This is a genomic window from Pseudomonas sp. GL_090 (genome assembly GCF_057837765.1).
Genome location: NZ_CM174452.1, coordinates 5,613,174 through 5,627,199, shown reverse-complemented (window position 1 = coordinate 5,627,199; position 14,026 = coordinate 5,613,174). Strand labels below are relative to the sequence as shown.

At 60.8% G+C, this 14,026-nt stretch carries 13 protein-coding genes; 8 read left to right on the top strand and 5 right to left on the bottom strand.

Annotated elements, in window-relative coordinates; translation table 11 throughout:
• Positions 1 to 14 precede the first annotated feature (14 nt).
• From rodA to AC3ITA_RS25380, 8 genes are all read left to right on the top strand, one after another.
• A complete protein-coding gene (gene rodA, locus AC3ITA_RS25415) occupies positions 15 to 1,118 on the top strand; it encodes a rod shape-determining protein RodA (RefSeq protein WP_056728863.1) in 1,104 nt (367 codons plus the stop codon).
• Positions 1,119 to 1,135: 17 nt separating this feature from the next.
• On the top strand, positions 1,136 to 2,146 hold the full coding sequence (gene mltB / locus AC3ITA_RS25410; RefSeq protein ID WP_095941981.1) for a lytic murein transglycosylase B: 1,011 nt from the start codon (positions 1,136 to 1,138) through the stop codon (positions 2,144 to 2,146).
• The gene (locus tag AC3ITA_RS25405; RefSeq protein WP_095941982.1) at positions 2,146 to 3,159 is read left to right on the top strand and encodes a septal ring lytic transglycosylase RlpA family protein; all 1,014 of its coding nucleotides are present in this window, start codon (positions 2,146 to 2,148) and stop codon (positions 3,157 to 3,159) included. Before mltB ends, AC3ITA_RS25405 begins: the two co-directional genes overlap by 1 nt.
• A 185-nt stretch (positions 3,160 to 3,344) precedes the next feature.
• Positions 3,345 to 4,502: a D-alanyl-D-alanine carboxypeptidase family protein gene (locus tag AC3ITA_RS25400; RefSeq protein ID WP_095941983.1), complete on the top strand. Its 1,158-nt coding sequence runs from the start codon at positions 3,345 to 3,347 to the stop codon at positions 4,500 to 4,502.
• Between the two features lie 83 nt (positions 4,503 to 4,585).
• Positions 4,586 to 4,861 carry a DUF493 domain-containing protein gene (locus tag AC3ITA_RS25395; protein WP_095941984.1) on the top strand — a complete coding sequence of 92 codons (276 nt, stop codon included), beginning with the start codon at positions 4,586 to 4,588 and terminating at the stop codon, positions 4,859 to 4,861.
• Complete coding sequence (gene lipB, locus AC3ITA_RS25390; protein WP_095941985.1) at positions 4,861 to 5,508, top strand: lipoyl(octanoyl) transferase LipB; 648 nt, start codon at positions 4,861 to 4,863, stop codon at positions 5,506 to 5,508. The genes AC3ITA_RS25395 and lipB overlap by 1 nt, the downstream gene beginning before the upstream one ends.
• A gap of 25 nt (positions 5,509 to 5,533) precedes the next feature.
• Entirely contained in the window at positions 5,534 to 6,532 is a 999-nt protein-coding gene (gene lipA, locus AC3ITA_RS25385) for a lipoyl synthase (protein ID WP_162130289.1), read from the top strand.
• A 174-nt stretch (positions 6,533 to 6,706) separates the two neighbouring features.
• The gene (locus AC3ITA_RS25380) at positions 6,707 to 7,657 is read left to right on the top strand and encodes a S66 peptidase family protein (protein WP_095941986.1); all 951 of its coding nucleotides are present in this window, start codon (positions 6,707 to 6,709) and stop codon (positions 7,655 to 7,657) included.
• A gap of 93 nt (positions 7,658 to 7,750) precedes the next feature.
• On the opposite strand, the gene AC3ITA_RS25375 is transcribed toward AC3ITA_RS25380, so the two are convergent.
• The 5 genes from AC3ITA_RS25375 to leuS all read right to left on the bottom strand — a co-directional run bounded on the left by AC3ITA_RS25375 (position 7,751) and on the right by leuS (position 13,876).
• On the bottom strand, positions 7,751 to 9,064 hold the full coding sequence (locus AC3ITA_RS25375; RefSeq protein WP_489278678.1) for a lytic murein transglycosylase: 1,314 nt from the start codon (positions 9,062 to 9,064) through the stop codon (positions 7,751 to 7,753).
• A gap of 61 nt (positions 9,065 to 9,125) precedes the next feature.
• The gene (arfA, locus tag AC3ITA_RS25370) at positions 9,126 to 9,290 is read right to left on the bottom strand and encodes an alternative ribosome rescue factor ArfA (RefSeq protein WP_095942068.1); all 165 of its coding nucleotides are present in this window, start codon (positions 9,288 to 9,290) and stop codon (positions 9,126 to 9,128) included.
• A 209-nt stretch (positions 9,291 to 9,499) separates the two neighbouring features.
• Positions 9,500 to 10,537, bottom strand: a complete 1,038-nt coding sequence (gene holA, locus AC3ITA_RS25365) for a DNA polymerase III subunit delta (protein WP_095941988.1) — start codon at positions 10,535 to 10,537, stop codon at positions 9,500 to 9,502.
• 39 nt (positions 10,538 to 10,576) lie between these two features.
• A complete protein-coding gene (locus tag AC3ITA_RS25360) occupies positions 10,577 to 11,182 on the bottom strand; it encodes an LPS-assembly lipoprotein LptE (protein WP_095941989.1) in 606 nt (201 codons plus the stop codon).
• A gap of 87 nt (positions 11,183 to 11,269) precedes the next feature.
• Entirely contained in the window at positions 11,270 to 13,876 is a 2,607-nt protein-coding gene (gene leuS, locus AC3ITA_RS25355) for a leucine--tRNA ligase (protein ID WP_489278675.1), read from the bottom strand.
• Positions 13,877 to 14,026: the final 150 nt, after the last annotated feature.

The following is a 14,026-nucleotide window of genomic DNA, read 5'->3' as shown; positions in this document are numbered from 1 at the left end:
CCAGTGAGGATGTGATGCGTCGCCGTGCGACGCTGCTGCAACGCCTGCACATTGACGGCCCGCTGCTGATCCTGCTGTTGACCCTCGCCGCCGGCAGCCTGTTCGTGCTGTATTCGGCCAGCGGCAAGAGCTGGGATCTGCTGGGCAAGCAAGCCACTTCGTTCGGCATCGGCCTGGTGTCGATGATCGTCATTGCCCAGTTCGAGCCGCGATTCATGGCGCGCTGGGTGCCGCTGGGCTACGTGGTCGGAGTGATGCTGTTGCTGGTGGTGGACATCATGGGCCACAACGCCATGGGCGCTACCCGCTGGATCAACATTCCCGGGGTGATCCGCTTCCAGCCCTCGGAATTCATGAAGATCCTGATGCCGGCGACTATTGCCTGGTACTTGTCCAAACGCACCTTGCCGCCCCAGCTCAAGCATGTGGGCGTCAGCCTGATGCTGATCGGCGTGCCGTTCATTCTGATCGTGCGCCAACCGGACCTCGGCACTTCGCTGCTGATCCTGGCCGGCGGCGCTTTCGTGCTGTTCATGGGTGGCCTGCGCTGGCGCTGGATCCTCAGCGTGCTGGCCGCCGCCGTTCCCGTGGCGATTGCCATGTGGTTCTTCATCATGCATGACTACCAGAAACAGCGGATCCTGACGTTCCTCGACCCGGAGAGCGATCCGCTCGGTACGGGATGGAACATCATCCAGTCCAAGGCAGCCATCGGCTCCGGTGGTGTGTTCGGCAAGGGTTGGTTGCTGGGCACTCAGTCGCACCTGGACTTCCTGCCGGAAAGCCATACCGACTTCATCATTGCCGTATTGGGCGAAGAGTTCGGCCTGGTGGGGATCTGCGCGCTGTTGCTGATCTACCTGCTGTTGATCGGCCGCGGCCTGGTGATTACCGCCCAGGCGCAGACATTGTTCGGCAAGTTGCTCGCGGGCAGCCTGACCATGACGTTTTTTGTTTATGTTTTCGTCAACATCGGTATGGTCAGTGGCCTGTTGCCGGTGGTGGGGGTGCCGTTGCCGTTCATTAGCTACGGAGGAACTTCGCTGGTGACGCTACTGTCAGCGTTTGGGGTTTTGATGTCGATCCATACCCATCGCAAGTGGATCGCGCAGGTTTGAATAAGGTGAAATTTTCAATGCAGGTAATGCGTGGCTGGGCGACTCGATACGCGCCATGGGTCGGCCTGGTAAGCATCCTAGGCACCATGCAGGAAGCGTTGGCCGGCGACTACGAAGGCTCACCCCAGGTGGCTGAGTTCGTCGGTGAAATGACCCGCGACTACGGTTTCGCCGGTGAACAATTGATGGGCGTGTTCCGCGAAGCCGAGCGCAAGCAGTCGATTCTGGACGCCATCTCGAAGCCCGCCGAACGGGTCAAGCAGTGGAGCGAGTATCGCCCGATGTTCATCACCGATGCGCGCATTGCCCGGGGTGTGGATTTCTGGCGTCAGCACGAAGCGGTGTTGGCCCGTGCCGAGCAGGAATACGGCGTGCCGGCCCAGGTGATTGTCTCGATCATCGGCGTTGAAACCTTTTTCGGCCGTAATACCGGAAATTTCCGGGTGATCGATGCCTTGTCGACCCTGGGTTTCGACTATCCTCCCCGTGCCGAGTTTTTCCGCAAGGAGTTGCGTGAGTTCCTGCTGCTGGCCCGTGAAGAGCAGGTCGATCCGTTGACGCTCAAAGGCTCCTACGCCGGCGCCATGGGATTGCCGCAATTCATGCCGAGCAGTTTCCGCGCCTATGCGGTGGATTTCGACGGTGATGGCCATATCAACATCTGGACCAACCCGGACGATGCCATCGGCAGTGTCGCCAGTTACTTCAAGCGTCATGGCTGGGTCGCCGGCGAACCGGTGGTCAGCCGCGCCGATGTCCGTGGCGATCATGTCGACGAAGGCTTGACCACGGGAATCGAGCCGACGAAAACCGTCGGGGAGTTGCGAGCCCTGGGGTGGTCAAGTCATGATGCGCTGCGCGATGATATGCCGGTTACTGCGTTCCGCCTGGAAGGCGACAATGGCTCCGAGTACTGGATGGGCCTGAAGAATTTTTACGCGATCACGCGATATAACCGCAGCGTGATGTACGCCATGGCCGTACATCAACTGTCTGAACAGCTGGTCCAAGCACGGGGCGTCAAGTAATGCGGGCATTGCCTATCAATAAACCCCTGAAGCTGATGGCATTCGCCGCGCTGGCAATGCTGGTCGCCAGTTGTTCGACCAGCCGCGCGCCGGCCCAGAAGGCCAGCAGCACCGCCGTGCGCACGACGCCGGGGCTGGACATCAACCGCGCCCACAAGGATGGCGCGCCATGGTGGGATGTCGATGTTTCGCGTATCCCGGACGCCACGCCGACCCTGCATACCGGCCCGTACAAGGCCGCTCCATACTCAGTGCTAGGTAAAACCTACTTTCCGCTGCAAGAGTCCAAGACTTACGTGCAGTCGGGTACGGCGTCCTGGTACGGCACCAAATTTCACGGTCAGAACACCGCCAACGGCGAAGTGTATGACCTGTACGGCATGAGTGCCGCACACAAGACTTTACCGCTGCCGAGTTATGTCCGGGTGACCAACCTGGACAACAACAAGACCGTGATCCTGCGAGTTAACGACCGCGGTCCGTTCTATTCGGACCGGATCATCGACTTGTCCTACGCTGCCGCCAAGAAACTCGGTTACGCCGAAACTGGCACCGCGCGGGTCAAGGTCGAAGGCATCGACCCGCAGCAATGGTGGGCTGCCAAGGGCCGTCCGGCACCATTAATGCTCAATGAACCGAAAGTCGCGCAGAATAGCGCCCCGGTGATCACGGCGTCGGCCGGCACTGTCGAGCAATGGACGCCACCGCCGCAGCAGCACGCCGCCGCCGTCGTTCCTGTTCAACTTGCCGACGCAAAAAAAAACGCTTCTGCACAAGCGTCTGGCCAGTATCTGCAGGTGGGCGCGTTCGCCAACCCGGACGCTGCAGAACTCCTGAGATCGAAGCTCAGCGGGATGGTGAGCGCTCCGGTGTTCATCAGCTCGATCGTGCGCAATCAGCAGACCCTGCATCGGGTTCGCCTGGGCCCGATCGGATCGCCGGGTGAAATCCAGCAGGTGCAGAATAGTGTGCGGCTGGCCAATCTCGGTTCGCCAAGCGTTGTAACTGAGTAATACGTAGGACTTGATTGACGGTTCATCTGCGGTTTTGGGGGGTGAACCAGGTTGTTGGCTCTTCGAAGAACAAAAGCCCGGCAAAGGGTGATTGGAGTGAGCAACTGAACACGCGATGACTCGTTAGAAAGTCATCTGATTAGTTTTGCCCTTGGGCAGTTTCCATTAGCGATTTCGAGAGACGGATGAACATCACCACCTTTGCCAAACGCCTGTTCCTGCTAGTCCCGCTGCTCCTCTCACCCGCCGCATTCGCGGTCGAGATGATGCCTTCGCCACCACAACTGGCTGCCAAGGCCTATGTGCTCATGGATGCCAGCAGCGGCAACGTGCTGGTCGAGAACAACGGTGACCAGCGTCTGCCGCCGGCCAGCCTGACCAAGCTGATGACGGCGTACATCGCTACCCTGGAAATCCGTCGTGGCCAGATCGGCGAAAACGATCCGGTGACCGTCAGCGAGAATGCCTGGCGTACCGGCGGTTCGCGGATGTTCATCAAGGTCGGCTCGCAAGTCACTGTCAGCGACCTGCTGCACGGCATCATCATCCAGTCGGGCAACGACGCCAGTGTCGCGCTCTCCGAGCACATTGCCGGTAGCGAAGACGCCTTTGCCGACCTGATGAACAAGACCGTCGCCGACCTGGGCATGACCAACACCCACTTCATGAACCCGACCGGCCTGCCGAACCCTGAGCACTATTCGTCGGCTCACGACATGGCTGTGCTGGCTCGCGCGATCATCCACGAAGACCCGGCTCATTACGCGATCTACTCGCAGAAAGAGTTCTTCTGGAACGGCATCAAGCAACCGAACCGTAACCTGCTGCTGTGGCGCGACAAGACTGTCGACGGTCTGAAAACCGGCCACACCGACGAAGCCGGCTACTGCATGGTGTCCTCGGCCGTACGTGATGGCATGCGCCTGATCGCCGTGGTCTTCGGCACCAACAGCGAAGTGGCCCGTGCCGCCGAAACCCAGAAGCTGCTGACCTACGGTTTCCGCTTCTTCGAAACCCAGACCTTCTACCAGAAGGGCACCGAGCTGGCTCAGGCTCCGGTCTGGAAAGGCTCGACCAACCAGGTCAAGGCCGGCCTGGCGCAAGACCTGACCATGACCCTGCCAAAAGGCCAGTTGAAAAAGCTCGCTGCCAGCATGACCATGAACCCGCAGCTGATCGCGCCAATCGCCAAGGGCGACGTAATCGGTAAAGTCGAAGTGAAACTGGACGACAAGGTGGTGCACAGCGCCGATCTGATCGCTCTGGACGCTGTCGAAGAGGGTGGTATCTTCCGCCGCATGTGGGATAGCATCCGTCTATTCTTCTACGGCTTGTTCAACTGATAGTGTGCACCTGCATGGCCCTGCGCTGATCCGGCGCGGGGCTTTGCCGTCGCCACGGCTTACGCTTACGAGGCCGTTACGCCATGACCGATACCGAAGTAAAGGCGCCAAAGATCGAATTCCCTGCCAATGATTACCCGGTTAAGGTGATCAGCGACACCGGCGTGGGCAACAAGGACAGGATCATCGACATCGTTCGCAAACATGCAACGATCAACGATGAGCGTGTTGACGAGCGCCAGAGCAGCAACGGTAAATACACCACCATTCAGTTGCACATCGTCGCGACCGACCAGGACCAGCTGTACAACATCAACAGCGAACTGCGGGCAACCGGTTTCGTGCACATGGTGCTGTGATGTCCGGTGTGCTGGGCTTTCGCGAGCTCGGCCAGATGGCTTACGAGCCTGTCTGGCATGCCATGCAACGCTTCACCAACGAACGCGGCAACGATGCCGCCGACGAGGTCTGGCTGGTTGAGCATCCTGCGGTGTTCACCCAGGGCCAGGCCGGCAAGGCCGAGCATCTGCTGCTTCCAGGTGATATTCCGGTGGTGCAGGTCGACCGTGGTGGTCAGGTGACCTATCACGGCCCAGGCCAGCTGGTGGCTTATCTGCTGCTGGACGTGCGCAAGCTCGGGTTTGGCGTGCGCGATCTGGTCAGCCGGATGGAGCAATGCCTGATCGAGCTGCTGGCCAGTTACGGTGTCACCGCCGTGGCCAAGCCCGATGCACCGGGTGTCTACGTCGACGGGGCGAAAATCGCCTCCCTGGGTCTACGGATCCGCCATGGTTGTTCCTTTCACGGCCTGGCCTTGAATGTGGACATGAACCTGGAACCGTTTCGACGGATTAATCCCTGCGGCTACGCCGGGCTGGCGATGACCCAGCTGAGCGATCACGCAGGATCGATTGAATTTGCCGAGGTAAGTGCCCGGCTGCGTGCGCAGCTCGTCAAACACCTCGACTATGCTGAGCAGACGACCCTCACGGGCGGAATCGACTGATATGACTACTGATGCAGTGCAAACCATGATCCCGACGCTCGATGTCACCGAGCGCCCGGCCCCGCGTCCCAAGGTTGAAGCCGGCGTCAAGCTGCGCGGCGCCGAAAAGGTTGCACGCATCCCGGTGAAGATCATTCCGACCACCGAACTGCCGAAGAAGCCGGACTGGATTCGCGTACGCATCCCGGTTTCGCCGGAGGTCGACCGCATCAAGGCCCTGCTGCGCAAACACAAGCTGCACAGTGTGTGCGAAGAAGCCTCCTGCCCGAACCTGGGCGAGTGTTTCTCCGGTGGCACCGCGACTTTCATGATCATGGGTGACATCTGCACCCGTCGCTGCCCGTTCTGCGACGTCGGCCACGGTCGTCCGAAGCCACTGGACGTCAACGAGCCTGAAAGCCTGGCCATTGCCATCGCTGACCTGCGCCTGAAGTACGTGGTGATCACCTCGGTGGACCGCGACGACCTGCGTGACGGCGGTGCTCAGCACTTTGCCGATTGCATCCGTGAAATCCGCAAGCTGTCGCCGAATGTGCAGCTCGAAACCCTGGTCCCGGACTACCGTGGCCGCATGGATATCGCGCTGGAAATCACTGCCGCCGAGCCACCGGATGTGTTCAACCACAACCTGGAAACCGTGCCGCGCCTGTACAAGGCTGCGCGTCCGGGTTCGGACTACCAGTGGTCGCTGACCCTGCTGCAACGCTTCAAGCAGATGATGCCGCACATTCCGACCAAGTCCGGTCTGATGCTGGGCCTGGGCGAGACCGACGAAGAAGTCATCGAAGTCATGAAGCGCATGCGCGAGCACGACATCGACATGCTGACCCTCGGCCAGTACCTGCAACCGTCCCGCAGTCACTTGCCGGTGCAGCGTTTCGTGCACCCGGATACCTTCGCCTGGTTCGCCGAGGAAGGCTACAAGATGGGCTTCAAGAACGTTGCCTCCGGTCCATTGGTACGTTCCTCGTATCACGCCGACGAGCAGGCCAAGCTGGTCAAGGCCGAGCTGATGTCGTCCTGATCGACGCAATGAAATGAAAAGCGCCCGCACGGCACCCAGCCTCGCGGGCGTTTTTTTGCCTGGCCGGTGGCAATGGCTGTTTTTTCCTGCAACCTGCGGGGCAACGGTTCCTCTTCTGTTTGTCCCCGTTCCTGACTACTGTGTGCTGAAGATTTCACGCAGGGAGATTCACGGATGACCGCTCGACCGACCCACACCCTTTGCCCTCATGCTCCCGTCCCGGCATTGCCGTCGGAAGGCATGATCGGCGTCATCGCACCTGCCGGTCCCGCGCCGCTGGACACCGACAAGGCGGTGCAATGGATGCGCGCCCGGGGTTATTCACTGAAAGTGTATCCCGGGGTCTACGAAAAAAACGGCTACCTGGCCGGTAGCGACGAGGTGCGACTCGGCGATCTGCATGCAGCGTTCGCCGATAGGGAGGTGGATGCCATCATCTGCCTGCGTGGGGGTTACGGCACGCCGCGACTGCTCGACCGCATCGATTTTGATTTGCTGCGTGACAACGCCAAGCCGTTCGTCGGCTACAGCGACATCACTGCGCTGCATTTGGCGATCAGTCGTTATGCCGGCTTCGTGACCTTTCATGGTCCGATGCTCAATGCCGACCTGTTGGGTGACAAGCAAATACCTACGGAGTCTTCGTTCTTCAACATGCTGCGCGGGCAGGTGAGGGCGGGCACGGTGCTGGCTCATCCGGTGGCTTACCCGCTGACCACGATCGAACCGGGCGTGGCTCATGGGCGTTTGCTCGGAGGCAATCTGGCCATGATCGCCGCGACCATGGGCACGCCTTACGAGATTGACGCCGAGGGCGTCATTCTGTTGATCGAGGACATCAACGAGCCGCTGTATCGCATCGATCGGTTGCTCACCCATCTGCGTCTGGCAGGCACGTTGCACAAGCTGCGCGGTGTGTTGGTCGGGGATGTGGCGGGGGTTGAGGTGGCAGCGCTGGACAGGTTGCTCAAGCAGACCTTCGAGCCATTGAAGATTCCGGTGCTGTCCGGGTGGCGCAGCGGGCATTGCGACCCGAACCTGACGCTGCCCATGGGGGCGTTGGTCAGGCTGGATGCGGGGAGCAAGGAATTGGTGCTGGAGCAGGATGTGGTGGTCAGGCGCTAGATTTTTATCGCCTGTTAGTCAGTCATCGCGAGCAGGCTCGCTCCCACATTGATTTGTGTCGTTAATATGGGAGCGGGCTTGCCCGCGAAGCTTTTAGCGGTTACGCAAGCCTTCCAGCAACTTGTGCGTCGGATACCCGTCCGCCGGCCAGCCAAACGACTGCTGGGCGCTGCGGATCGCCTTGCGGGTGTTGGCGCCGATGATCCCGTCGGCGGTGCCGGCGTCATAGTTTTGCGCGCTCAGCAGGTTCTGCAGCTCGATCCGCTCGGTACGGCTCAGAGGCAGGTCATCCTTTGGCCACGTACCGCTGATCAGGCCCGTGCCGTTGAAGCGTTCCGATAACAGGCTCACCCCCAGGGCGTAGGACGACGAGTTGTTGTACTTGAGAATCGCACGGAAGTTGTCGAGCACCAGGAAGGCCGGGCCGCGGTAACCGGCCGGCAGCAACAGTGCGGCGGACAACTGCTCCGAGCCTGCCGGGACCTGGCCGCCGTCGGGCAGCGTAACGCCCAGTTGGCGCCATTCGGCGACACTCTTGCGAATCGTGCCATCGGCCAGCAGGTAATTGAAACCGCTCGGCAGCTGGACTTCAAAGCCCCACGGCTGTCCTCTCTGCCAGCCGGAGCTTTGCAGGTAATGCGCGGTCGAGGCCAGGGCGTCAGCCGAACTGCCCCAGATATCGCGACGGCCGTCGCCATCGAAGTCGACGGCGTGGGTGTTGTAGGTGGTCGGGATGAACTGGGTCTGGCCCATGGCGCCGGCCCAGGAACCCAGCATCTTCTCGGGTTCGATGTCGCCTTGTTGCAGGATTTGCAGGGCCGCGATCAATTGCGCGTGGGCGAAGCCGGGACGGCGGCCTTCGTAGGCCAGGGTCGCCAGCGAGTTGATCACCGACTTGCTGCCCTGGAATTGCCCGAAGTTACTTTCCATTCCCCAGACCGCCACCAGTGCCTGGCGATCGACGCCATAGCGCTGCTCGATACTTTGCAGGACGTCAGCGTACTGGTCGACCAGCGACTGGCCTTTGCGTACCCGCAGCGGCGACAAGGCACCGTCCAGGTATTCCCACACCGGTTTTGCGAATTCCGGTTGGCTGCGGTCGGCGCGAATCACGCTGGGGTCGAAGCTGACATTGGCGAAAGCGCGATCAAACAGATCGGCGCGGATACCGGCGGCCAGGGCATCCTTGCGGAAACCCGCCTGCCATTCGGCGAAGGTCTGGGTCGGCTGGATGTCGAGGTTCTCACCGGTCGGAACCACTGGCGGAACAACCGCCGGGGCGGTAGCGACAGGAAGCGGCTGAGCGTCGGCTGCGGTCGGTTTTTCCGCACAGGCGACAAGCAAAACAAGGCTGGAGGCAGCGATCAATTGGCGTAAGTGCCAACGACGGGAAAGACAAAAGGGCATGCACGGGTCCAGGGAATACGAATCAGGTACAGACCTTAACATGTCGAAGGGGTGTTCTGCTTTATGCAGCCAGAAAGTAAGAAGCCTCCCAGCTGTCAGACTGGAAGGCTTCGCGGCGGTAACTGCCTTTGCCCTTGGCCGGGCGTTCCAGGCGGCTGCGGAACAATGGCTGGGCGATGATGGATTTGGCCTTGTTTGGGCCGTGTTTCGACGGCTTTTTGCTCATGGTGACTTCTCGCAAGTGAATGGATTTTGCGAGGCGAATCATCGGCCGAAGTTGAAAGGCTGTCCAGTCCCGATGTCTGTCTGAAAAAGCGCCGCTCTTTGTAGGAGCGAGCTTGCTCGCGAAGCACTTGAGGGCGCCGCGTTAAATCAGAACGTCTGCGTTATCGTTAACGACCTTCGCGAGCAAGCTCGCTCCTACAAGGAGCGGGGTTACTCAGCGGGCAGGGTCAGGCGCTGCCCAGCCATCAGCAACGTCAACCGGCTCAAACTCATCCACGGCGAACCGGCCGCCTGGCCCTTGATCTGCGCATCAATGCGTTGCGCTTCGAGCAGCAGTTGTGCCCAGCGTTGTGCCGAGTAGCGCTGCAGGGCTTTGCTCACCAACGGTTTACGTTTGTCCCAGACCGGCGGTTTGGCCTGACTGAAGGCCTTGTCCAATGGCGTACCCTGGCTGTATTGCAGGGAAATATTGGCCAGCAGGCGCAACTCCCGGGCCAGGGCCCAGAGAATCACCGGCGGCTCGACGCCTTCACCGCGCAACCCTTCGAGCATGCGCAACGCGTGGGCCGCTTCACCATTGAGCACCGCATCGGTCAGGCCAAAGACGTCGAAGCGCGCACTGTCAGCCACCGCGGCCTGCACGGTTTCAACAGTGATCTGGCCGCCTTCGGCCATCAGTTTGAGCTTTTCGATTTCCTGGGCGGCGGCCAGCAAATTGCCCTCTACCCGCGCCGCGATCAGCTCAACGGCGTCCTGGCTGGCGGAAAGCCCGGCCTGGGACAAACGTTGGCGGATCCAGCTTGGCAACTGGGCAACATCGACCGGCCAGATCTGCACGAACTGGGTCTGCTGTCCTTCGACCAGCGCTTTGCCCCACTTGGTTTTCTGCGCGCTGCCATCGAGTTTCGGCAAGTTGATCAGCAGTATGGTGTCGTCGGCCGGACGCGAGCAGTACTCGATCAGCGCGGCGGCGCCCTTGTCGCCGGGTTTTCCGGAAGGCAGGCGCAGTTCCAGCAGGCGCTTTTCGGCGAACAGCGACATGCTGGCACCGGCTTGCAGCAGCGTCCCCCAGTCGAAACTGGCGTCGGCGGCAAACACCTGGCGTTCATCGAATCCCTGCTGACGGGCGGCAGCGCGAACAGCGTCGGCCGCCTCCTGGCACAACAACGGGTCATCGCCGCTGATGATATAGACCGGCGCAAGGGCGCCTTGCAGGTGTTTGGCGAGTTGGGCGGGGGCGAGCTTCATAAGAGGGGGCGAACGGGGCGCCCGGGCGCCCCGTAAGTCTTACTGCTGCGGCAGTTCGACAGGCGACTGACGCGGGGTATCCGCTTCAGCCTTCTTTGCCGCTTCCAGTGCCGCGGCATCAGCCTTGGCTCTGGCTTCGGCGGTCTGTTGCAACTTGTTCAGTTGGGTCGGGCTCAGTTGTTCCAGGCGCAGCATCATGCGCTGGACCATCTCCCGGCGACCTTCTGTCCGGGCTGTTTCAGCTTCCTGGTCAGAGCCCACCAGGTTGTTGCCGTCGTGCATGTAGATTTTCTGCACTTCGATTTTGTCGCTCAGCAGTGCCAGATCACCGCGACCAAGGATGTCGTAGTTCAGCACGGTGGTGATCTGGTACTCGCCGGCATGACCGGCCCCTGCGTAACTGAGGATGCGCTGGGTTTCCTGTTCATTGGTCAGCACCAGCTTGTAAGGAGCGCCGTTATAGACCTTGACGCCGCTGCCAGTCAGTACCTGACGCAACTGGGTAACGGTTGGGCCATAAGCGTTACGTGCGCTCAGGTCGAGTTCCTTGATCGCCAGTTCATTGGTGCCGGTGCCGCGCAGCTGGAAACCGCAGGCGCTCAGCAGAACCGCGAGGCCCATCACCAGCAGATTGCGTTTGATCATCTTGTTGCTCCCCTTGAAACCATGTGGGCCGATCAAGCGGCCCGAAAGGTTTTACTCGGCGCCAGGCTCACCTGGCGCCTGATCCAATTAGCTGGCGACGATATTGACCAGTTTCCCGGGCACTACGATCACTTTACGAATGGTCAGACCGTCGACGAAGCGCAGCACGTTCTCGTTGGCACGGGCGGCGGCTTCGACTTCTTCACGGCTGGCGCTGGCCGGCATTTCGATGTGGCCACGCAGCTTGCCGTTGACCTGAATCACCAGTTGCAGGCTGTCCTGTACCAAAGCGCTGTCATCCACCACCGGCCAACCGGCGTCGATCACGGGTTCAGCGTGACCCAGTTGATTCCACAGCTCGTGGCTGATGTGCGGCGTGATCGGAGCCAGCAGCAGGGTCACGGCTTCCAGGCCTTCCTGAACCAGAGCGCGATCCTGTTCGGTGCCTTGCGCGGCTTTTTCCAGTACGTTCATCAGCGTCATCACCTGGGCGATGGCGGTGTTGAATTTGTGGTTCTGGCCGACGTCCTGGCTGGCCTGCTTGATGGCCAGGTGGATCGAGCGACGAACGGCTTTTTGCTCGTCATTCAGGCCAGCGACGTCCAGTTTGCCCGGCAGACCCTGGGTGACGTGGGCTTGAGCCAGGCGCCAGACGCGCTTGAGGAAACGGTGCGAGCCTTCGACGCCGGAGTCGGACCATTCCGCACTCATGTCGGGTGGCGAAGCGAACATCATGAACAGGCGGCAGGTATCTGCGCCGAACTGGTCGATCATCGACTGAGGGTCGACGCCGTTGTTCTTCGACTTGGCCATCTTCTCGGTGCCGCCGATTTCCACCGGCAGGCCGTCAGATTTCAACTTGGCGCTGATGACCTTGGCCTTGCTGTCACGCTCAAGCTCGACGTCCGCCGGGTTGAACCAGGTGTAAGCGCCATTGGCTTCGCGGCGATAGTAAGTCTCGGCAATCACCATGCCCTGGGTCAGCAGGTTCTTGAACGGCTCGTTGGAACTCACCAGACCTTCGTCGCGCATCAGCTTGTGGAAGAAGCGCGCGTAGAGCAGGTGAAGGATCGCGTGTTCGATACCGCCGATGTACTGATCCACCGGCAGCCAGTGGTCGGCCGCCGATTTTTCCACCAGGCCGCCTTCAAAGTGCGGCGAGGCGTAGCGGGCGTAGTACCACGAGGACTCGACGAAGGTGTCCATGGTGTCGGTTTCACGCTTGGCTGGCTGGCCGCATTTAGGGCAGCTGCACTCGTAGAACTCGGGCATGCGCGCCAGTGGCGAACCGGCGCCGTCGGGTACGACGTCTTCCGGCAGCACGACAGGCAGTTGATCTTCCGGTACCGGCACGTCACCGCATGTGTTGCAGTGGATGATCGGGATCGGGCAGCCCCAGTAACGCTGGCGGCTGATGCCCCAGTCGCGCAGGCGGAACTGGGTACGCGAGGTGCCCAGCTCTTTCTTGATCAGCGCGACTTCGATGGCGTCGAAGGCGCCTGCGAAGTCGAGGCCGTCGAACTCGCCGGAATTGATCAGCGTGCCGTACTCGCCGTAGGCGTCTTGCCATGGCGCCGGGTTGCTGTCACCGGAACTGGTGCGCACGACCGATTTGACCGGCAGGTTGTACTTGTGGGCGAATTCGAAATCGCGCTCGTCGTGGGCCGGAACCGCCATCACCGCGCCGTCGCCGTAGTGCATCAGCACATAGTTGGCGACCCAGACCGGCAGTTTTTCGCCAGTCAGCGGGTGCTCGACGAACAGGCCGGTCGGCAGGCCTTTTTTCTCCTGGGTGGCAACGTCGGCTTCGGTCACGCTGCCGCCCTTGCATTCAGCGATGAATGCCTGCAGCTCGGGATTGTTCTTGGCGGCGAGGGCGGCCAGGTGGTGCTCGGCGGCCACGGCGACATAAGTCGCTCCCATGAGAGTGTCCGGACGGGTGGTGAAGACTTTCAGCGCGCCGGCTTCGCCGATGGAGTCGACGTTGTACGGGAACTGCACTTCCATGCCGCGGGATTTGCCGATCCAGTTGCGCTGCATGGTCTTGACCTGTTCAGGCCAGCCAGTCAGTTCGTCGAGGCTCTCCAGCAGCTCATCCGCGTAGGCGGTGATCTTGAAGTAGTACATCGGGATTTCGCGCTTTTCGATCAGCGCGCCGGAACGCCAGCCACGGCCGTCGATCACTTGCTCGTTGGCCAGAACGGTCTGGTCGACCGGGTCCCAGTTCACGGTGCCGCTTTTTTTGTAAATCACGCCTTTTTCGAACAGGCGAGTGAACAGCCATTGTTCCCAGCGGTAGTAATCGGGCTTGCAGGTGGTCACTTCGCGGGACCAGTCCACCGCCAGGCCCAGGCTGCGCAGCTGGGACTTCATGTAGGCGATGTTTTCGTAGGTCCACTTGGCGGGCGCCACGTTGTTCTTCATCGCGGCGTTTTCCGCCGGCATGCCGAAGGCGTCCCAACCCATGGGTTGCAGAACGTTCTTGCCTTGCATGCGCTGGTAGCGGGAGATCACGTCGCCGATGGTGTAGTTGCGCACGTGCCCCATGTGTAGCTTGCCGCTGGGGTAAGGGAACATCGACAGGCAGTAGTAAGTCTCCTTGCCTGGCTGTTCACTGACTTCAAAGGACTTTTGCTCGTCCCAGAACGACTGGGCGGCGGCTTCGATTTCACGGGGCTGATATTGTTCGTGCATGGCTACTTTTGAACTGAATAGGGGTGGCCTAATCCTCTTCAATGCAACGCTGGACGCTGATCTCGCCACATTGGCGTTTTCGATGTCCAGCCGAGCTGGAAGTGGAGTTACAGGAAGCGCCGTAGCATACATGACCGCGCTCTACCGAGG